This is a genomic window from Paenibacillus sp. FSL R7-0297, assembly GCF_038009025.1.
Taxonomy (GTDB): Bacteria; Bacillota; Bacilli; order Paenibacillales; family Paenibacillaceae; genus Paenibacillus_AQ.
Window position 1 is genome coordinate 145,506 of the sequence record NZ_JBBPAQ010000001.1, and the last position, 21,475, is coordinate 166,980.

The 21,475-nt window shown below is 49.5% G+C and carries 13 protein-coding genes; 2 read left to right on the forward strand and 11 right to left on the reverse strand.

The window, feature by feature from the left end; translation table 11 throughout:
• Positions 1-14: 14 nt before the first annotated feature.
• From MKZ24_RS00665 to MKZ24_RS00680, 4 genes are all read right to left on the reverse strand, one after another.
• Positions 15-1,181: a GyrI-like domain-containing protein gene (locus tag MKZ24_RS00665; protein ID WP_340780979.1), complete on the reverse strand. Its 1,167-nt coding sequence runs from the start codon at positions 1,179-1,181 to the stop codon at positions 15-17.
• A gap of 54 nt (positions 1,182-1,235) precedes the next feature.
• A complete protein-coding gene (locus tag MKZ24_RS00670) occupies positions 1,236-2,504 on the reverse strand; it encodes an AraC family transcriptional regulator (RefSeq protein WP_340780980.1) in 1,269 nt (422 codons plus the stop codon).
• Positions 2,505-2,688: 184 nt separating this feature from the next.
• Positions 2,689-4,851, reverse strand: a complete 2,163-nt coding sequence (gene gnpA / locus MKZ24_RS00675) for a 1,3-beta-galactosyl-N-acetylhexosamine phosphorylase (RefSeq protein WP_340780981.1) — start codon at positions 4,849-4,851, stop codon at positions 2,689-2,691.
• 12 nt (positions 4,852-4,863) lie between these two features.
• Positions 4,864-5,883: a glycoside hydrolase family 88/105 protein gene (locus MKZ24_RS00680; RefSeq protein ID WP_340780982.1), complete on the reverse strand. Its 1,020-nt coding sequence runs from the start codon at positions 5,881-5,883 to the stop codon at positions 4,864-4,866.
• Positions 5,884-6,059: 176 nt separating this feature from the next.
• Between MKZ24_RS00680 and MKZ24_RS00685 the strand changes: the two genes are divergently transcribed.
• Both MKZ24_RS00685 and MKZ24_RS00690 read left to right on the forward strand, forming a co-directional pair.
• The gene (locus MKZ24_RS00685) at positions 6,060-7,001 is read left to right on the forward strand and encodes an AraC family transcriptional regulator (RefSeq protein WP_340780983.1); all 942 of its coding nucleotides are present in this window, start codon (positions 6,060-6,062) and stop codon (positions 6,999-7,001) included.
• Between the two features lie 2 nt (positions 7,002-7,003).
• On the forward strand, positions 7,004-7,459 hold the full coding sequence (locus MKZ24_RS00690; RefSeq protein WP_052415968.1) for an IS3 family transposase: 456 nt from the start codon (positions 7,004-7,006) through the stop codon (positions 7,457-7,459).
• A gap of 611 nt (positions 7,460-8,070) precedes the next feature.
• Here the strand turns inward: MKZ24_RS00690 and MKZ24_RS00695 are convergent.
• The 7 genes from MKZ24_RS00695 to MKZ24_RS00725 form a co-directional block, all read right to left on the reverse strand.
• Positions 8,071-8,502 (reverse strand): universal stress protein, encoded by a 432-nt coding sequence (locus tag MKZ24_RS00695; protein WP_042232581.1) that lies wholly within the window; start codon positions 8,500-8,502, stop codon positions 8,071-8,073.
• 176 nt (positions 8,503-8,678) lie between these two features.
• On the reverse strand, positions 8,679-8,918 hold the full coding sequence (locus tag MKZ24_RS00700; RefSeq protein ID WP_340780985.1) for a NifU family protein: 240 nt from the start codon (positions 8,916-8,918) through the stop codon (positions 8,679-8,681).
• 252 nt (positions 8,919-9,170) lie between these two features.
• Complete coding sequence (gene sufB, locus MKZ24_RS00705; protein WP_042232577.1) at positions 9,171-10,568, reverse strand: Fe-S cluster assembly protein SufB; 1,398 nt, start codon at positions 10,566-10,568, stop codon at positions 9,171-9,173.
• Between the two features lie 54 nt (positions 10,569-10,622).
• Positions 10,623-11,930 carry a Fe-S cluster assembly protein SufD gene (gene sufD / locus MKZ24_RS00710; RefSeq protein ID WP_340780986.1) on the reverse strand — a complete coding sequence of 436 codons (1,308 nt, stop codon included), beginning with the start codon at positions 11,928-11,930 and terminating at the stop codon, positions 10,623-10,625.
• Between the two features lie 23 nt (positions 11,931-11,953).
• A complete protein-coding gene (gene sufC, locus MKZ24_RS00715) occupies positions 11,954-12,733 on the reverse strand; it encodes a Fe-S cluster assembly ATPase SufC (protein WP_042232573.1) in 780 nt (259 codons plus the stop codon).
• On the reverse strand, positions 12,714-13,235 hold the full coding sequence (locus MKZ24_RS00720; RefSeq protein ID WP_042232571.1) for a MarR family transcriptional regulator: 522 nt from the start codon (positions 13,233-13,235) through the stop codon (positions 12,714-12,716). Before MKZ24_RS00720 ends, sufC begins: the two co-directional genes overlap by 20 nt.
• A 226-nt stretch (positions 13,236-13,461) precedes the next feature.
• A complete protein-coding gene (locus tag MKZ24_RS00725; RefSeq protein WP_340780988.1) occupies positions 13,462-21,378 on the reverse strand; it encodes an S-layer homology domain-containing protein in 7,917 nt (2,638 codons plus the stop codon).
• Between the last annotated feature and the right edge of the window lie 97 nt (positions 21,379-21,475).

The window sequence follows — 21,475 nt, forward strand, 5'->3', positions numbered from 1 at the left end:
AGGCTCCGGGGAAGTTATTCAAGCACAAGAGGCACAAATACAGAGGCACAGTTCGCCTGCCGGAAACGGGCGATCACATGCCTGCTCCAATCACGCGTATACTCCGGGTGAGCATTCAGAAACAGCTCATCCAGATGATTGAACGCCACATCATACGGTATTCCGGGATTATCACCATTCACTTCGAGCTGGGTAATGTGCAGATAGATGCCTCCGGGCACCGTAATTTTTTCAACACAGTCAGGAAGTGACTCAAAGGTGCTGACTCTTGTGCCGAAGCAGGAGTTAATCTTCCCCTCCTCCTCACTATTCACCGGAAAACCGTAATAATCATGCAGATAATATTTAGCCGCCTCAGTGGCGAATACCTGGTCTTGCACACCGAAATATTTCGTGATCACAAACTCCTCATCATCCGGCAGCGTCATGCTGCACGCGATCTTCATCTCCGGCAATGTCACCGCCTTGAAGCGCAAAGAGTCAAACCGCTCCGCATCATTTTCCGGAATTCTAACGGGCTCGTATTTGGTGAGAATATCCCCTGAGTCGTCATATGTATTGAAGCTAAGGCCGGAAGAGTTATAGACGTAGCCGGTGTCATTACGGAATTGGCCGATAAAATATTCATCTGCATGCATCCGCTCATCGTAGCCGATCCGTCCAGCCTCCTTAGTCTCGTTGATCAGGACTTTGGCATAGCGGCAAGCAGGTACTGTAAGCGTCTCCGTATATTCCGGCAAATGGGCGGGCAACCCGTCGAAGCTGCTTACCTCATAACCCACAATGACTTTATAATTGCCGTCACCCTGCACCTCTGATCGTACGGTAACAACCTCTTTGCCTTTGATTTGCCGGCTGATGAGACCAGAGAGGAGCGCCATATCGCCTTCTGAAGTCAGCTTCTTGGTATAAAAGTAATCATTCAACGTACAGCTCGCATGCTCAAAACCATAGAAACCGCCATACCCCCGGCTCTCATACGAAACCGGCAGCGCGATACCCACCACTTTCATCTCCGGCCGGTCCACAATACTGCACAGCTCCGTAATCTGTTCTACCTGAATCTCACTTGGAATCTCCATCTGCTTCATCTCCTCCACCATTCTCAGGATTACCGGCTTCACACGGGGGCTGTAGTCTTCGGGCGTTTGCTGCGGCAGTGCTTGTTTTCTTAGATTCATTATTGTGCTCCTTTCCTATATAGATCTAGTTTATAGATGAACGCATGCTAAATATTATCCGTTCTTAACATCTTTCAGCTTGATCCACACTCTCATTGTGATAGCGTCCGGGTCAGCCTGACCTCCGGTCTCATAGGTTGTAAAAGCGGGCAGATCGTCCTTACTCCATCCGTTCTCCTGTACCCATGCATCCAAAAGAGCAATAAACACTCCGCGGTCACTACAGCTGCCGCTCTCAAGCATCGCATAACGGCCTGCGGTAATCCGCAGTATTTCAAGCCCGCTATTCACCGGAAGCTCGATGGCCTGTTCCAGCCGCACTCCGCAGGTGTAGCTTAAGCCGTTTTGGGCTACATAGAATTCCCTTACTATGCTTATCGCCTCAGGGGTATGCCGGGAAATATAGTTCATCACCGCAGCAGATGCCTCTTCCTCTGCCTGACCCCCTTCCCGGGACGATACCAGAAACTCTAAGCCTGCACAGAAATTTACACTGCTCTTGTCATAATCCGTCCGCCTCTTCACCGGCAAATATAGAATCAGCTTCCTCACTTGCCCGCTTTTGCAGATGTATTCTTCGAAATAACGCCCGTTATCCTGCACGAACATACTGGTTCGCAGCCACTTCAGATAGAGATAATCCCACGCCAGCCTGATCTCGGCCTCATCGTTCCTAACGGTTGTCTTCGCGAAGGTTAAACTGAATTCTTGAGCCACCTTTATTCCCTGAATAGTGCTGTCTGCAAGTCTGTCTAGTAAATCTGTATTATACTCCACAGCGAGCTCATAACAGAATAAGCCGTCCCGCAGCTGCCCTTCTCTGCCAAAGATTCTGCCCTGGTATTCAGGTAAAAAGGAACGCAGTGCAGCCAACGCCTGCTGTTCAATGCCATGCTGGTTGGGATCATAGAATTGTATGTGTATAGTCTTGGGGATCGTTTCAGCGGTGACGGTTACCTGCCGGATGGCTTCACTGTCGAATCTGGGGAAGAAGTAGCAGGCTTCACTCTTCTGGTAGGCTAGCGGTGTCATATGGGTTGCGGATTTCACGTATTTGCACAAAGCCTGCTGGGAGCTATAGCCGCAGGAGTAAGCAATCTCGGCAAGCGGTCTCTGCGAAGCCCGGATCAGCCCGAGCGCGGCTGACAGCCTGCGCTTGCGTATGTATTCTTTCACCGAGTGTCCGGTATAGGTATAGAAGTCTCGATACAGCTGCATCAGCGAGGTGTACCCGGCCTGCGCAGCTTGTCCGAGGTTGATGTCTTCGTATAAATGTTCCTCTATGAAGGCTATGGATTGCTTGAAGCGGGCGGATTTGTCCATGGAATGTCCTCCGGGAGCTTGTCGCTGAAAGCTTCAGCATCTTTGCTTTGTAATTCCACAGATGTTAAGGAACTCCTTCTAGTGACACAATTTTTCGCATACACTAGGCCCGGTTAACACCTCACACCACACAAAAAAAGCGCAAGTCCGGCATAATACCCCAGGCTTGAGCTTTTCATTATTCCTATTCCCCAATAGTCCGAATAATCGTATCGAACGGTTCTACTTCCAGCGTCTGCGGTCCATACTCCGTCTCGATCGTAGTCTTTTGCAGCTGGTCGCTGTTATTGATCACGACGAGCATCTTGCTCTCCGGATAATACGCGCACTCGGTATACAGGTTATCCGGAATATACTTCGTTTCCTGTAGCTCCTTACCGGCATAGCGGATCAGGTTTAGCAGCAGGCGGGTATTCTCCCAGCCGAATTCGAAGGAAGGCAGATAGATTCCTTTTCCAATGCCGAAGTTATTCGTAGACAATGTAATTTTTCCATCTGCCTCACTGATCACCGCAGCGGAACCATCCGTAAGATGGATGCCATTCTTCGGTGTAATGCTGGTGCCATCAGGCACAAGACCTTGCTCAGCTTGAACCTCATATGTCCATTTGCCATGTGCTACCCGCGCACCCGTGTCCTCATCCACACCTAGAACATGCGCCATTCTGAAGTAACAGTCGTAACCCTCAACCGCTGAAGGCTGGTTAACTCCGATAAAGGTACCGCCCCCATAGACCCATTCAGTCAGAACGTCCACACACTTATTGTCCTTCCAGTAGTCCCCGCCGCTCCAGGCTGTACCGGCGCTGCCTGCATTAATCACCACATCCACATGCTGCAGCACGCCCTGGCGGATATCCTCGAAATCAATGAACTTCACCTCAACCGGCAAGCCGGACAAGGCTTCATTAATGTGAATCAGATCATGCATATCCGTCTCATGGAAGTGGCCGGACAAGGTCCAAGATCTCAGCTTGCCCCAGCTGTGCAGAATAGCAACCTTGGTCTTGATATGATAAGGCTTGCCTTGCTGATGCAGCTCTTTAATCTCTCTGAATTCATTCGCAATCTTCTCGATATAATCACAGAAATCCGGGTAAGGCTCAACCAGATGCAGATATCCGCCCAGGCCAATCCGGTCAATCGGCTCACGCAGGAGGGCTCGCCGGATGTTGATCCAGTATTTTTTGGCATCCAGTGTCGGATTCCCCCCTTCCATGAAGGTAGGCGTGCCGCCTAAACCCACCGGGAACAAGTACGGATGCAGCCGGATCTCATGCGTATCCACTTTCACCCCTGAACAGAGCCTTGCTTCATAACCCGAGAACACGCATTTGATCATTCCGTCGAAACCAAACTCACCGAAGCGGTCATTGTAAGGCTCTGCGCCAACCCAGCTGTCATCGTAGAAGACATACGCCAGCTTGTCATGCTTATGTACAATCTCAATTAGCTGCTTGCCGAATCCGATCACGAAATCATTGATAAAAGCCATATAGTCGAGCTTACGCTGCTCCGCCGGGATATGACTGACGCGGTATTTGCCGCCGTTCACGAAATCTTCTGCCGTCAGCGAGTAGCCGTATTGCCGGGCGAACAGATCCAGACCTCTGGCACTCACCGTGAAATCGTATGAACCCCAGTCTGAGAACAGATGGCGGTTACGCTCACTGCTGCCCCAGATCCAGGCGAAATTATAGAAAAGAGAAGTAAAGCGGACAACCGTTGTTTCCTTGTGCTGTTCGCACCAGTCTTCCATCCAATCCAGCAGGTATTTCTGCGTGTCTCGATACATAGGATCAATCTGCATCAGATGCTCTTTATTCCAGTTATTCGTGGTGTGATTGTACATGGAGATCTCTTCCCAGATCCGGTAGGCCAGAAAGCTGACGGTGTATTTATGCCAGGGTATGATTCCGGTAAGCACCACATTGCCTGATTCCCGGTCGTAATTCCACTGCTCTCTCGGTACTTCTTCACCAGTCGTCCGGTCATACACCTGCCAGTACTTATACGCCTCACGGGAATCGTTCACCCTGAATTGTGCAGCGAAGAAATCCTCCATCAGGTAGACCCACAAATAATCCTGCACAGCCACCTTCGGATTCGTAATGAGGAAGCTCTGCTGCAGCTTATCCGGATTCTGCGATGCCCATTCGTTATGATCCCGAATGATACAGATCGTCGAGTAAATGCCGTATCCGGCATGGATAATCTCATCCGACAACTGCGTACCGTCACTGTCACGGATGACATCCGCACCCCAGCGTTCAGCAAGCTCCAGCGTCAGCGCTTCGTAACCGGATTCTCCCGGCAGTGTGAAAGCGCCTGTTGATGGTTTGGACAATTCGCTTCCCTCCTATTTAAGCATATCGGACAGGAAAGCAAGTGCTAAGCCCTGGCCCCAGCCTTGAATCCAGTCTTTTGGAATATTGCGGTACCCTTCCCGGTCCTTCATTACGGCTGTGCCGCCCGATACGCCCAGTACGCGTCCGTCTTCGCTGATGTTTGCAAGAATGCCCTTTAGCGCTTTTTGCACATATTTGGTGTGCAGCGGATTGCCGTTATTAATCATTGCTGCTGCAATTCCGCAGGATGCCGATACTTCTTCATAAGATTCCTCGTCATCCAGCACCGTCCGCCACAAGCCGTTCTCCGTCTGGACAAGCTTCAGCGCCGCCAGCTGATCACGGAGCGAGCATTCCACGTCCATACACTGCGGATACAAATACCAGTCTTTGAGCAGCGGCTTCACCTGCGACATCGTATACGCACCCCAGGCATTCGCTCTGCCCCAGTATAATCCGGACATATGATCCTGCTTCACATGGTTGTAGCCATGGAACCAGAAGCCGGTGCCAGGGTCCTGCAGATACTTGATATGCCAGTAGTATTGGTTGAGGGCATCCTGGATCAGCTCCTGATCCTTCAGCTTACTGCCCACACGCAGCAGGAAAAATGCCGCCATAAACAGCGTATCCGCCCAAGCCTGCTCCGGAAAATCATTAGAAATTGATACCGTATGCTGCAGCACATTGTCTCCGAACCGCAGCGCATTCTTACGGATGTACTCCACCTTGCTCATGGCAATATCCCAATATTTCTGCTCTCCAGTCGCTTCATATAAGGTGATCAGCATGTGGCCCATGGCACAGGTGTTGACCGTCCAGTCCGGCAGCCCCAGCTCAATATATTCATCCACCCACTGCACAAGCCTGTCCATATACTCTTTGTTACCCGTAGTCTGGTAAGCTCTTGTTACCCCGTAATATGCTACGCCGCAAGGCCATTCCCAGGTTAAATCCATCGCCAGTGTCTTTTGGGTGATCTTGTCGATAATACTCAGAATCTCTTCCCTGTTGAAATCCACTTGAATCATCTCCATACCCCTCTCTTGTCTCACGCACCTCAAGAGCGCTTACTAACCGTCTCATTTGCAAGCGCTTTACATACTCCATTGTAAGCAGTAAAATACTCTATATCTAAGCACATTCATAGCAAAACTGCGCATTTTCGACCATTTATCTAATTAATATTCTAGAGGAGACCCCGGATATGCCCAGAAAAAAGAAGCCCGTCATCGAGTACCGCCACTACAGCCTGCCGATCCATTTCCCGGTGCTGCTGCTCTGCGGTGAACGCTGGAAGATCTCCGATATCAAAAGTGAGCACCTCCATTTCCATAACCACCTGGAGATTGGAATTTGCTATTCGGATAGCGGCATCATGGAGATCAAGGGCGAGTCTGTACCTTTTACAGCCGGTGATGTGACCTTCCTCCCCCGGTACCTTCCACATACGACGTATAGTTCTCCGGGTGAGGCCAGTCTGTGGTCTTATCTCTTTTTCTCGCCGGAGGACCTCTTTCAGCATTCCTTCAAAAGCGCCTATAGCAACTTCGAGCCGAATTTGTGGGCTGTGCAGGGGATGAACTGTATTTTGAATAAGGACAAGCATCCTATGGTGTATACCCTGGCCACGTCGATCGTAGAGGAATTGCTGCAGCAGAAGCCTTACTATCAGGAGAGCGCCTACGGCATGTTGCTGTCGCTGTATATCGAGCTGCTCCGAATCCATTCCACGAATGAGGCGCTGACCGATCAGGAAGCAGGGCATAATCTGAAGGGCGACTTCGTCATCTCCCCGGCGCTGGAGTATATCACCAGAAACTATATGCTGCCGATGACCATCGACTTCCTGGCTGACCTCTGCCACCTGAGCACCACCCACTTCCGCCGCAAATTCCATGAAATGATGGGCACCGCCCCTCTCGATTTCCTGAGCAGTACCCGGATCGAAGAGGCCTGCAAGCAGCTGAAAAGCACCGAGGATTCTATTCTTGAGATTTCTGAAAAGGTGGGGTTTCATTCCATCTCCAGCTTCAACCGCTGTTTCTCTAAGCTAATGGGCACGTCGCCCAAGGAATGGCGTAAGAGTGCACAGTCCGAGACGCAGTCGGCGAAGGCAAGTATTCTGGAATTTACGGGGTGGGTTTGAGAATGAATAATGAGGGTGAAAAGTCTATCCTTGCAGACAAGATTCACGAACTGAACAAGCAGGTGCTGGCAAAAGAAGAGGAGCTTGCCGTCCTAAAAAAGACCCGCGCATATCTTCCGCCATCTAAAGCACAGAGATTTCAGTTCATCGAAGACCATAGCTCCGAATTTTCGGTAGAGAAGCTGTGCAGCCTTCTTGAAGTATCGCGGAGCGGATTTTACAAATGGAGAAGTGCCGAAGTCAGCCCTCAGGCGAAGCGCAAAGCCTTACTGCTAAAGCGGGTCGCTTACCTCTTTGAGGCTAACCACGGCCAATACGGCAGTCCAAGAATCACCCTCCTCTTAAGGGAAGAGGGCTATATTATTAGCGAGCGGACAGTAGGAAAGTACATGCGGGAACTTGGTTTACGTGCGTCTTACAACAAGCAGGTGGATAAACTCGCAGAGGATCACTCCTGAATGCCCTATACCGAATCAAGTAGCTCATCCACTGACCAGCAGATTAGGCCCAACATACTGGTTTCGCCTTCATTTCATCCCTTAACTGAACATCTGTATAGAAGAACTCCCCTACACTGCGCATAGTGGTTACCCCCGAATGCAGTGCGGTCAGAGCATTCCGCTTCATTCTTTTCTTCAGTACACTCCGGCCAAGCTTCGTTTCAGAATATGATGATAGGCAAAATGCAGCAGCCCTTCGCTGACGGACAACGTGAACGGCTTACCATCTACAAACAGATGGATATGCGCATTGATCAGCCCGGCATCAGATATTTCCCCGCTACATCAATCGATTGATAACATTAGTAAATGGATAAACGTATCTTAATTTAGACGTTTCGGAGTGACTGGAGTAATTAGTTGTATAAACGTCATTTAATTTCATGCATTCCCTCTATTGTGGACTATTTCCGGCATATTAAGTGCTGATTATCCAACTGTTGCCCGGCAAGGGTGCCTCCGTTCATGAGCAAGTGGAGAAATTCCAACTAGTGCCCCATCAGAGATCCGATCCGGTTCAGGTCCGTCGGGCCGTGCTCGTTCTGGCCTCCACCCAAAAAATATGAAATTTAGTGAACAATCAGGACGGGGCAATTCGATAACTGTGAAACTTTGTGACTGACACTACCTAACATCATTTCTTTTATACCGCTTAGCCCACGACTTCCAATAATAATTAGTTGCTGTTTGGTGTTTTTAGCATAATTTAATATTTCATGCGCAGGGTCTCCCTTAAGATGAATCGTTTCTGCAAAGATCCCTTCAGTCGCTAATTTGGATTGGGCTTGTTGAAGCTGTTCTAAACTCATCTTTTCCATTTCATTTAACATTTCTTCCAAGTAGCTCTCTGGTATATATGACATTCCGCTGTTTACATATGCATGGCTGACATTCACCAAAGTTACCTGAGTATTTTTGTTATGTGCAATTTCAACGGTTGCTTCAAGGATTTTGTTAGTTATTTCAGAATTATCGATGGCCACGAAAATTTTCTCGAACATTTTTAAATCAATCCTTTCCTTCGTATGTCTTAATGATTCGGCATTTTTTTTCTGCGGATGTCATCCTCATGATGAAGAACGGTATGAGTATTGAAAAAGGAACCCCTGAAGAGTTCCTTTCCGGCGACATCTTCTATGCGGATTTTTGTATAACAGCCTCTTCTGTTAAAAGGAATTTAGAATACTTGTACAACTTCTTTAATATCATCGATTTCCTCAAGAATTGCGCGCTCAATAGCAGCCTTTAACGTAATCGTAGCACTTGGGCAACCGTTGCAAGCTCCCAAAAATCTTAATTTGGCTATACCGTTTTCAACCTCGACGAGTTCAGCATCACCACCGTCACGCAGTAAGAAAGGACGTAGTTTGAGTAGCACTTCCGCTACTTCATCGAATAAAATTCCATTCTCCTCCATTATGCCAACTCCTCTCATTGTTTTACTGAGTGGTCCTTTGCTTTTTTCCTAAGATTGGCCTCTTGATCCGAAAGTTCCCTTATAAGCGTATAAACAGAGTCTAAAGGTATCAACGCACCACAGCTTGCGCTCAATCCTGACAGCATATTGTAGTAGAACTGAAGTTTCCGTATCTCCCGGGTAAGTTGAGCTAGTTCTGAATTGTCCGAATTCTTTTTCTTCATTACCAACACCTCGTACTTCCTTTATGAATCAACCGATGCTTCCTTCCATCTCAAATTGAATCAGCCGATTCATTTCAACGGCATATTCCATCGGCAATTCTTTGGTAAACGGCTCAATGAAGCCCATTACAATCATTTGTGTGGCATCTTGTTCTGTAAGCCCGCGGCTCATTAAGTAAAACAATTGCTCCTCGGACACTTTGGATACTGTTGCCTCGTGCTCCAAGGTAATCTGATCGTTCTTAATTTCATTGTACGGAATCGTATCTGATGATGACAGATTGTCCAAAATCAACGTATCACACTTAATATTAGCCTTGGAGCCTGCGGAATCACGGCTGAAGCTGGACAATCCCCGGTAGTTTACTTTGCCGCCCTGCTTGCTGATGGATTTGGATATAATCGTAGATGTTGTCTCGGGAGCAAGGTGAATCACCTTCGCGCCGGCATCTTGATGCTGATCTTTTCCGGCTACGGCAATAGACAGGATGGACCCCTTAGCTCCCCTTCCTTTCAATAGTACAGCCGGATACTTCATGGTTACCTTGGAGCCGATGTTGCCGTCCACCCATTCCATTGTGGCATTTTCCTCTGCCACAGCCCTTTGGGTTACCAAATTGTAGATATTAGGAGCCCAGTTCTGGATGGTCGTGTAACGGACACGGGAATCTTTCCGGCAAATAATTTCAATAACTCCGCTATGCAGAGAACTGGTACTATAAATAGGCGCTGTGCATCCTTCAACATAATGGACAAAGCTGCCCTCTTCGGCAATAATTAATGTCCGCTCGAATTGTCCCATATTTTCAGAATTAATCCGGAAGTACCCTTGGATCGGAACCTCAACCTGAACACCTCTCGGGATGTATACAAAGCTGCCACCTGACCAAACCGCGCTGTTAAGCGCAGCGAATTTATTGTCGGCGGGAGGGATGATCGTTCCAAAATGTTGTTTGAACACTTCAGGATATTGCTTTAAAGCAGTATCCGTATCAAGGAAAACCACTCCCTGATCCTCCAGTTCCTTCCGCATACTGTGATAGACTACTTCCGACTCGTATTGAGCGGATACGCCTGCCAGAAATTTTTGCTCCGCTTCAGGAATACCTAGCTTGTCAAAGGTTGCTTTAATCTCGGAGGGAACCTCCTCCCAGGTCTTTCCCTGTTTTTCGGAAGGGCGAACGTAATATTGGATGTTATCAAGATTTAGCCCGGACAAATCCGCTCCCCACCCAGGCATCGGCATTTTGTAGAATTGCTTCAAAGCTTTCAGCCGAAAATCGAGCATCCACTCCGGCTCTTCCTTGATTCGGGAAATTTCCCGGACAATCTCTTCAGTCAGACCTTTTCCAGATTGAAAAATAGACTGGTGTTCATCGCGAAACCCATATTTATATTCACCCATATCCGGCGCTTTTTTAGCCATTAGTATCGCTCCTTTTAACCTTCATACGACTCACTTTGATTGGCCCCTGATTCCCTATGATCTGCCAAGCTTTTTCTCCACTACATCCTGCAGACGGCTACGCACTCCCTCCAGCGGGATCTCCGAAATGACAGGAGCGAGGAATCCGAAAATAACAAGATATTCGGCTTCACTCCGTGAGATCCCGCGCGACATCAGATAATAGATTTGTTCCGCATTGACTTGCCCCACGGATGCAGCATGACCGGCGGTTACATCATCCTCATCTATCAGCAGGATCGGATTGGCATCGCCGCGCGCATTTGGACTTAACATCAGTACACGTTCTGTTTGCTGACCATCACAATGGATCGCACCTTTTTCAATTTTTGTAATCCCGTTGATAATGGCTGTAGCTTCTTCACGCATTACTGCGCGTGTGATCATCTGGCTCACCGAGCTTCTGCCAAAATGCTGGGCTTGCGTAGTGAAACTCAATTTCTGCCCCCCAGAGCCTATCGCAATCACCTTAGCGTCAGAGATGGACCCGTTGCCTTGGAGTAATGTCTTGGTATCACTGGCGGTATAGCCATTATTCATCTCGCCGACAATCCATTCTACACCGCCATCCGCAAGCACAACCGCACGCCGCTGGGTGAAGTCCGTTGTTGCTGCAGCAAGCTGATGAACAGAAGCGACCTGCACCTTGGAGCCTGCTCCTGCAAACACCTCTACCACACCGTTATGCAAAACCTTGATATCATCTCTGCTCGATATATAATGATCCACATAGCTGATCTTGCTGTTGTTACCAGTCACAATTAAGATGTGAGGAGCAAAGCGCCCCCCGCTCGTATCGCTATAAAAGATCGCTTGAATGGGAACTTCTACCTCTATACCGTCTGGGACATATAGAAAAACGCCACCACTCCATAAGGCACTGTGCACAGCGGACAATCTGTGCTCTTCCGGCTTCACTGCATGAAAGAGATAACGTTGAACCAACTCCTCATGCTCTTTTGCCGCAGTATGCAGGTCTGTTAAAATTACTCCCTGGGCGGCTAAGCTCCCGGACAATTCCGTATACACTACATCCGAATTGAACTGAACGATTAGTCCGCCTTTCACTGGAGAAGCCACCAAACCTCGAACAATCTCTGGCGCATCTTCCAAACCTGACCACGCATTCTCAGCTTTGTAATCTCCACTTTCGTGGATATCCCATTTTTCGAGTTTGATTTTCTCCACGCTTGGCAGCTCCAGCGTCCCTGCCAGCCCGAGTGCCTGAATCCGGCGTTCAAGCAGCCAACGGGGTTCATCCTTACCGTTTGACAAGGCGCGTAAATTGTCCACATTCATTGAATTTCTTGCTTGTATAGCCATTTGCTATTCCTCCTCTCCGGCCCTTAAACTTCCTCGCCTACTGCCTCATCGGTAATCCCAAGCTCTTCTTTTACCCAATCGTACCCTTCTGCCTCTAAACGGTTGGCAAGCTCCGGACCGCCAGATTTAACGATCCGGCCCTTCATCATGACATGCACAAAATCCGGGGTAATATAATTCAGCAATCGTTGATAATGGGTGATGATTAAAAAGCCTCTATCCGCGCTGCGCATCTCATTTACACCATTGGCCACAATACGCAGTGCATCAATATCAAGCCCGGAGTCCACTTCATCCAGGATCACAAACTTGGGTTCAAGCAGCATCATTTGCAAAATCTCATTCCGCTTTTTTTCACCGCCGGAGAAACCCTCATTTAAATAACGATGTACAAATTCCGGGTTCATCTCCAGCCCCTTCATTTTGCTCTCCATTTCACGGATGAAACGGATTAAGGATATTTCTTCTCCTTCTTCACGCCGTGAATTGATGGCACTTCTGAGAAAATCCGAATTGGTTACACCGGCAATTTCACTTGGGTATTGCATAGCGAGGAACAAGCCTGCCCGGGCACGCTCATCCACCTCCATCTCCAAAAGATCTTCATTGTCTAGTGTCACCTTGCCGCCAGTAACCTCATATTTGGGATGGCCCATTAAAGCTGAAGCTAACGTACTTTTCCCCGTCCCGTTGGGCCCCATAATCGCATGAATCTCTCCGCCCTGAATCTCCAGTGAGAGCCCTTTTAAAATTTCTTTCCCTTCAATCTTGGATCTTAATTCCTCAATCTTCAATGTCGTCATCTATCGTAAACTTCCCTTCGGAGTATTCTTCGGCACGCGCCACCAAATCGCTCATGAATTTGCCAATAGTCTGCAGTTCAGCCTCTGTATAGGATTCAATGAATTGGTAGAACCTTTCTTCTTTTTCTTTGTGGAGCTCTTTATGCAAATCATAAACGTGTCTTCCCTTATCCGTTAAACTAAAGTAAATCTCCTTACGATTGTTGTTCAGTTGACTTCTCATAATGAAGCCCATTTCCAGCAGCTTTGAACAAATTTTATTAATGCCAGCTTTGGACAACCCCATCTTCTCCACAATCCCGGTGTGATTTATCGGTTCATTGTCACCAATGCAATCAATCACGTGTACACTCGTAATATTGTTAGAGAGCATATCAATCTGGTATTTTCTGGCCTGTTGCCGAAACGAGTTAAATTCTTGTTCTGTATACAACTCATTTAGATGCAGCATTCTAATATATTGCTCGTAAAGATGACCCTTAAAATTATTTTGAAACTCCAATTTCGCTATCTCCCCTCTCTTGTAATAGTTGCAGACCAAGTTCAGTGTCAGCTATAGACTGTTTTATTTTGTTCGCTAGTGAACAAAATTATATTAACATAATTGATATTGATAATCAATATCAATTAACTCCATCTCCATATTTCTGGAAATTGTATAATTTTCTAAACAATAAAAAAGCGAATTCAGCTCTACGTCTGAATTCGCTTCTCCTTAATTAACCTAATTAATCAATTAAATCCGACTTCTGCAGCAGCCGCTGAATCAGCACTGCCACTTCCGCGCGGGTAACATTAGCTTTCGCCTCCAGCTTGCTGTCCCCACGGCCGGTGATTAAGCCCGCCTTAGCAGCAAGTGCCAGGCTATCCCCGGCCCAGGCGCCTATGCTGCCTGCATCTGTAAAGGCTGCAAGTACACTTGCTGTATCCACTGTACCAGTCTGGTCTGCCAGGCCTGTCAGCTTCATCGCCTTGGCGATAATACTCATGGCCTGCTCACGTGTGATCCGGGCTTCCGGACGGAAGGTTCCATCTTCGAATCCGGTGATCAGCCCGTATCCGGATGCTGTTTCCACCGCCGCTGCATACCAGCTATCCGCTGCAACATCTGCAAACGCCGATGTTCCTTCCCCAAGCTTCAATCCCAGGCCGCGTATGATAATCGCTGCGAACTCTGCACGGGTGATATCTGCATTCGGGTTGAAGGTCGTTTCATTCACACCGTTAATGACCAGACGCGATCCCATATCGTTCACTGCGTTCTTCGCCCAGTGATTGTCTACATCCGCAAAAGTCAGCGGATGCCAGACCACAGAATACGTGCTGTTCGTCAGACTGTTAATCTCTGCGTAATATTTGCCGTCCTTCTGGACGAGTCTGGTTGGTACATGACGTACTGTTCCATCCAGGTCAACCACGATTCCCGTCGTAATCCGGTTAGGGTCAATACCATCCGGAAGAGCTACTGTCCGCTCCACGTAAGCATTGAACCGGCTCACTTCCACTGTCGATGTACCGTAAGTTGCGGTAACGGTGAAATCCAGAGACGGTGCAACAAGGGTAAAGCTCCCTCTGCCTGCAGCAGCTGTCACTACCTGGTTCATGGATGCCGGGGTCCCGCCAATCGTAATCTTCAGCGTAATGTCCTCCAGCTTAATCCCGTTTCCTAGTCTCTCGGCCAACGCACCAATGTTGATCTCGGATGCCGGCAAAGTATACGTACCTTTGGTTGTCTGAAGCACCAGGGTAGCCGATACATTCTCCATGTTCTTGATCATCTGGCCGTCCAACTCGCCAACGATAATATTCGAATCCAGCATCATCGGAATGGTAACTACAGCTCCATTACCTTCCGCATCCAGCTTGGCTTGGAGTCTAGCGGGGTCTACGGCAATTGTAGTTGTTCTCAAGTTTCCGGAGGTCGTTGTTGTTGCTTTGCCTGCGTTCTCTTCCTTGCCGTTAACAAGGACGATCACATCGGTAACATTGCCCGCCGTGTTCCCGGTAGGAGTTCCGCTATTCGGGTTGCTTCCGCTTCCCGGGCTAACCGGATCGGGTTCCGGTGCAACAACCTCAGCCACCACAGCAGCTGTTGTGCTGCCGTACTTCACTACCTTACCGTCAGCATCTACTTCTGCTATCCCGATCCTATCGCCATTAGCCGCTGGAATCAGCCCATTGATTCCTATAAGGGTGTATCCCGTCAGGATTTCCCCCGCATTAGGTGCAACAACGCTGCCAGTGCCAAAATTCTTGTACAGCAGCTTATGTCCTGGAGCTGGCTCCGGTGTAACGCTGATCTGCGTATATCCGTTATTCCCCGTACCACTTGGATCGCTGGCGCTCACGGTCAAGCCCCCCGCAGGGATAAGCTCATTAGTTGTAAAGGTTAGCGTAGTTGCCGGCCCCGCCGGAACCGATCCGCTGGCCGCAACCCTTACCTTAACGGTGTGTTCACCGCTGAGGTCCGGCAGGTTGGTTCCGTCGTAGCGTACGAAAGTTCCGTCGTCGTCCACTGAGAATTCCATACTGGTATCCAGACCAACAATGGTATTGTTCTGGTCATCCGCTGCCACTTCAGGTGCAGCCGGGATGACTGCATCCGAGTCATGAACGGTAACCTGAGCAATATTAGAAGCGAATGCTGTTGCCGTTGCCTTCTCCCGTACATAATACGTGTCTGGTGCAAGGCCAGTAATGATTGTGTCTGTAACTTCTGACCAAAGGCCTGTACTGCCTATCTTGTACTCCATTTGTACTGTCAGATTCTGCAGAATACCGTCATTCGCCCCGTTGTACGTTACATCTGTAACACTGACACCAACCGGTGCTGCCGGACGGGCTGGAAGACTCAATGTCTGCGCCGCACTGTCTGTAGTCGTCGAGGTGTTACCTTTCTTCACGATACTCAGTAACGATCCCAGCCAACTCTTATCGATGGCTAAATTACCATCCGCTGCCGCTGTTATAGGTATACCGTTCACTGTGTATGAAGCGTTCGGTGTCAGACCGGTCAGTTGCTCAGCCGCATATTCAATGTCCGCTGCCGGAGTCGCTTCAGGCGTTGCCGTGAACGACAATACCGTCAGTTGCACCGAAGCCGAGGTGAATGCCGCTGCCGTTGCCTTCGTCCGGACATAATACGTGTCCGGGATAAGCCCTGTTACGGTTGTGCCTGCTACATCTGTCCAGGCACCCGCAGTCCCCTTCCTATATTCCATTTCGGTTGTTACGTTCGTCAATGTACCATCGTTAGCATTTAACGCCGTTTCATCCGTAGCGGCTACATCAGTAGGCGCCACCGGACGAGCAGGAAGGCTTATCGTCTGCACCGCACTGTCTATAGTCGTCGATGCGTTGCCCTTCTTCACGATGCTCAGTGATGTTCCGATCCAGCTGCTCTCGATACTCAGCTTACCATCGGCTGTCGCCGTTACCGTCTGCGTACCGTTTATCGTGTACGCGCCGTTTGCCGTCAGATCCGTCAGCTGCTCTGCCACATAGTCAATTTCTGCGACCGGGGTCGCTTCCGATGTTGGCACAAACGCCACAACCGTTACACTCTGTGCTTCTGAGGCAAACGCCATCGAGGTTGCCTTCGTCCGGACATAATACGTGTCCGGGATAAGCCCTGTTACGGTTGTGCCTGCTACATTCGTCCAGGCGCCTGTCGCGCCAATCTTGTACTCCATCGCGGTAGTCACGTTTGTCAGTGTGCCGTTATTCGCACTGATCGCTGTTTCATCCGTCGCTGTCACACTAGTCGGTGCCTCCGGACGAACAGGAAGGCTCAGTGTCTGCACCGCACTGTCTATAGTCGTCGATGCGTTGCCCTTCTTCACGATGCTCAGTGATGTTCCGAGCCAGCTGTTCTCGATACTCAGCTTACCATCGGCTGTCGCCGTTACCGTCTGCGTACCGTTTATCGTGTACGCGCCGTTTGCCGTCAGATCCGTCAGCTGCTCTGCCACATAGTCAATTTCTGCGACCGGGGTCGCTTCCGATGTTGGCACAAACGCCACAACCGTTACACTCTGTGCTTCTGAGGCAAACGCCATCGAGGTCGCTTTCGTGCGGACATAATATGTGTCCGGGACAAGCCCTGTTACGGTTGTGCCTGCTACATTCGTCCAGGCGCCAGTCGCGCCTTTCTTGTACTCCATCGCGGTAGTCACGTTTGTCAGTGTGCCGTTATTCGCACTGATCGCTGTTTCATCCGTCGCTGTCACACTAGTCGGTGCCGCCGGACGACTAGGAATATTTACTGTCTGCACCGCACTGTCTATAGTCGTCGATGCGTTGCCCTTCTTCACAATACTCAGCGATGTTCCGAGCCAGCTGCTATCTATAGCCAGCTTACCATCGGCTGTCGCCGTTACCGTCTGCGTACCGTTTATCGTGTACTCGCCGTTTGCCGTCAGATCCGTCAGCTGCTCTGCCACATAGTCAATTTCTGCGACCGGGGTCGCTTCCGATGTTGGCACAAACGCCACAACCGTTACACTCTGTGCTTCTGAGGCAAACGCCATCGAGGTCGCTTTCGTCCGGACATAATACGTGTCCGGAATCAGTTCCGTCACGCTTGTCGTGAGTACATTCGTCCAGGCGCCTGTCGCGCCTTTCTTGTACTCCATCGCGATAGTCACGTTTGTCAGCGTGCCGTTATTCGCACTGATCGCTGTTTCATCCGTCGCTGTCACACTAGTCGGTGCCTCCGGACGAACAGGAAGGCTCAGTGTCTGCACCGCACTGTCTATAGTCGTCGATGCGTTGCCCTTCTTCACAATACTCAGCGATGTTCCGAGCCAGCTGCTATCTATAGCCAGCTTACCATCGGCTGTCGCCGTTACCGTCTGCGTACCGTTTATCGTGTACTCGCCGTTTGCCGTCAGATCCGTCAGCTGCTCTGCCACATAGTCAATTTCTGCGACCGGGGTCGCTTCCGTTGTTGGCACAAACGCCACAACCGTTACACTCTGTGCTTCTGAGGCAAACGCCATCGAGGTTGCCTTCGTCCGGACATAATACGTGTCCGGAATCAGTTCCGTCACGCTTGTCGTGAGTACATTCGTCCAGGCGCCTGTCGCGCCTTTCTTGTACTCCATCGCGATAGTCACGTTTGTCAGCGTGCCGTTATTCGCACTGATCGCTGTCTCATCCGTTGCCGCCACACCAGTAGGTGCCGCCGGACGATTAGGAATATTTACTGTCTGCGCCGCACTGTCTATAGTTGTCGAACCGTTGCCTTTCTTCAGAATACTCAGCGATGTTCCGAGCCAGCTGCTATCTATAGCCAGCTTACCGTCGGCTGTCGCCGTTACCGCCAGTGTACCGTTTATCGTGTACGAACCGTTCGGCGTCAGATCCATCAGCTGCTCTGCCGCATAGTCAATTTCTGCGACCGGGGTCGCTTCCGTTGTTGGCACAAACGCCACAACCGTTACACTCTGTGCTTCTGAGGCAAACGCCATCGAGGTTGCCTTCGTCCGGACATAATACGTGTCCGGGATAAGCCCTGTTACGGTTGTGCCTGCTACATTCGTCCAGGCGCCTGTCGCGCCATTCTTGTACTCCATCGCGGTAGTCACGTTTGTCAGTGTCCCGTTATTCGCACTGATCGCTGTTTCATCCGTCGCTGTCACACTAGTCGGTGCCTCCGGACGAACAGGAAGGCTCAGTGTCTGCACCGCACTGTCTATAGTCGTCGATGCGTTGCCCTTCTTCACGATGCTCAGTGATGTTCCGAGCCAGCTGCTCTCGATCGCCAGCTTACCGCCAGCTGTCGCCGTTACCGATAACATACCGTTCACCGTGTACGAACCATTCGGCGTTAGGTCCATCAGCTGCTCTGCCGCATAGTCAATGACGGCTGATGGCGTCGCTTCCGGCGATGCCGTGAACAGCGATACGGTCGCCTCCATCGGCGAACCGCTGATTGTGTAACCGTTAGGTGCAATTACCGCTACAGATACGGTACCTTCTTGTGTTACAGAAGTCAGCGCTATGCTCCAATGGGTGCCTGCGCCGCTCAAAGTCCCTTTTAATGCGGAGCCTGTGCCATCCGTAATCGTGATATCATCTGCCGTAAGTCCGGCAATCGCGGTATCGAAGGTCAGATCAATCTTCGTAGAGGTTGTTGTTCCGGATACGCCGTCAGCAACCACCGATTGCAGTGCAACCGGGACTGCAGGTCCGGGAACATACTCATATGCTCCGATATCTACCGTCCCCCCGTAAATACGCGCCACTCCTGCCAAATCCAGGGCTCCAGCTGTTTTCGTGTTATCCCCTTGATTAATTGCCGATACTGCGGAGCCCTTCAGAAGGAAATTGCCGCCCGCTGCATCCACAAACGGATCGCCGGAAATGACATTATTTCCGCTCTCAACAAGAGTATCGTTATTATAATTGTAGAACAATTCCTCCAAAGTGCCTGCCGGAGCCGCCTCCTGCTTATTCCCAATCAGCACATTATTGTAGATATCCAGTGAGCTGGAGCCGGGAGAACTGGACACAGCATACATTGCCGGACCATAAGATGCCCCTGTCCCTGTATTATTCGCATGATTGTTATAGAATGTATTATTCCAGATCTTCAGATGCGGATCTAACATTACACCGATGGCCGATCCGTAAGCATCATTTGTAGAATTGCTGTTCGAGCTGTTATTAGCAAACAGAGAATTGCTGATTACGCCATCCATGTAACCATTGTAGTATAGCGCAGCTCCCTGAATTACTTCAGTCGTACTGGTGGCTGTGAGCACATTGTCCTTGAACACTATCCGGTCAAGATCAACTTCGTACGGAGCAGCAAGCGCGGCTAGAGATGCGATCGATCCGGTCTGCTTATACGTCATTGTGTTAGCGTCAAAAACTATGTTATTCAGTTGAATACTGCTGTAGTAGTTGCCGCCGACCGCCAGCGCGGAGCCGAAAGCATCATACATACCACTGCTGTCGGTAATATCAAAGCCAGTCAGGCGAACATCCGACATTTCGAATATCCCCGAACCGGTGGCCAGAATGCCCCGGTATCCATTGCCGTTAATCGTTATGGCCGGTTGACCCGTGGCATCCTGTATACCTGTAAGCTTGAAGCCGCCGGTTGAAGCGTCGCCGATGGTCGTACCTTTCCAGTCCTGATCGTTCCAGCCTGTCAGATTCGACTGAAGCGTAATCGTCTGGCCCGCAAGCGAAGGATCGAAATCAACCTGCCCGCCACTGACAGCACCCGCCTGCTCTAATGCCCAGCGCAGCGAACCCGCACCGCTGTCATTCGTATTAGTGACCGTAAATACATGATTGCCCTGAGCCGGTCCGGTATCAAACAGCTTCCCGTTAATCCTGTAATGGCTGGCATCGGTATTATCTGTTTTGATGAAGACAACTTTATCGCCGAAGGCGGGATATACAGAGAATTTCGGATAATATTCCACATCGAACATCCAGGTCGCTTCATTGTAGCCCTCAAAGACCACCGGAGCGGAATCCACAGGCTGATTGGGTGCTGAGACCAGGTAACCGTCATAGTCATAATAATTCAGGTAAGCATACTGGGTTCCTGACCATTCTGTACCGATATTGTACGCATCGTTGATTGCAGCATTGGAGGTGGGGTCCGTGCTTATGGTTACAAAGCCCGGCATGGCACCATTCCTGTAAACAGCAGCTGAGGTTTCGCCCAGATAGCCGCTTACTGTAAATCCGCCTTGGCTTGTACCCTCGTTGTCATATAAGGAGACCTCGGAGTTCCCGGTTCTCCAGTCATATTGACTAAACATGAAATTCCCGTTGCCCAGCGTAGACAGAAACAGCTGTTTCTCGCCTGTTCTTGCTCCCAAGTCAATGGTCTTTAACAGCGCACCGCTGTTAGTGAAGAGCTTCAGATAGATGTTATCGGCTGACGCTCCAGAGTTGTATGCAACCATATACACGCCGTCTCCAGCGGATACATAAGACATGCTTGCATTATAGTTCACTAGAAGTGTTTCGCTTGAAACAGGTGTGCCCGTAGCACTGAATACACGCGTAACCGTGCTGACATTGTCATTTCTTTGCCACGAAAAAGCTATATTGCCGTCAGACAACTCCGCGATCGTTACAAAACGCGTGAGTGCGGGATTGCTGGCGGCAGAAAATGTATTAATCTGAGTCTGACTAGTCACCTTCTGTCCCGACTCGTTAATCACCATGAAATAGGTATTGGGAGTGCTCTCGATAACGGTTCCTAATTGCAGATTGTTACTGCTGCTGTCGCTTTTGTTGTACGTGATCAACAGATTTCCGTCACTTAGCGCAAGCATACTCACATCTGTCATTTTGTAATAGGTATCCATTAAGCTGCTCAGATTAATATCAGTAATCAGCGCTCCTGTGTTATCATAAACCTTCAAAAAATGAGTATAAACATACGAATTCCCTACATAATTAAATGTGCTTAGAATTACTGCCGTATTCCCGTTCGGAAGACCCTCAGCATCAGTTACACTCTTGTTCGTGGTGTTCGCTAACGGAGGCTCAATAACAAAGTCTGCCTTTTCAGTGAATGAAGGTATGGCAGCATAAGCCCGGAGTGACATCACCGGCAGCAGCCCAATTACCAGCATCAAAGCCATTCCTATTTTCCCTATCTTTTTTAACATAGCTTTCCTCCTTGTCGAATGACCATTCCTATATTATTGATGGCGCTTACGCGATGTTCTCCATTACAGCGTTAAATTGTTTACATCCTAGTTTATC

Bases quoted from the DNA above. Each gene is read 5' to 3' on its own strand.
- MKZ24_RS00670 (WP_340780980.1), bottom strand. From the start codon at position 2,504: ATGGACAAATCCGCCCGCTTCAAGCAATCCATAGCCTTCATAGAGGAA.
- MKZ24_RS00665 (WP_340780979.1), bottom strand. From the start codon at position 1,181: ATGAATCTAAGAAAACAAGCACTGCCGCAGCAAACGCCCGAAGACTAC.
- sufC (WP_042232573.1), bottom strand. From the start codon at position 12,733: ATGACGACATTGAAGATTGAGGAATTAAGATCCAAGATTGAAGGGAAA.
- MKZ24_RS00680 (WP_340780982.1), bottom strand. From the start codon at position 5,883: ATGATTCAAGTGGATTTCAACAGGGAAGAGATTCTGAGTATTATCGAC.
- MKZ24_RS00725 (WP_340780988.1), bottom strand. From the start codon at position 21,378: ATGTTAAAAAAGATAGGGAAAATAGGAATGGCTTTGATGCTGGTAATT.
- MKZ24_RS00695 (WP_042232581.1), bottom strand. From the start codon at position 8,502: ATGTTCGAGAAAATTTTCGTGGCCATCGATAATTCTGAAATAACTAAC.
- sufD (WP_340780986.1), bottom strand. From the start codon at position 11,930: ATGGCTATACAAGCAAGAAATTCAATGAATGTGGACAATTTACGCGCC.
- MKZ24_RS00700 (WP_340780985.1), bottom strand. From the start codon at position 8,918: ATGGAGGAGAATGGAATTTTATTCGATGAAGTAGCGGAAGTGCTACTC.
- MKZ24_RS00690 (WP_052415968.1), top strand. From the start codon at position 7,004: ATGAATAATGAGGGTGAAAAGTCTATCCTTGCAGACAAGATTCACGAA.
- MKZ24_RS00685 (WP_340780983.1), top strand. From the start codon at position 6,060: ATGCCCAGAAAAAAGAAGCCCGTCATCGAGTACCGCCACTACAGCCTG.
- sufB (WP_042232577.1), bottom strand. From the start codon at position 10,568: ATGGCTAAAAAAGCGCCGGATATGGGTGAATATAAATATGGGTTTCGC.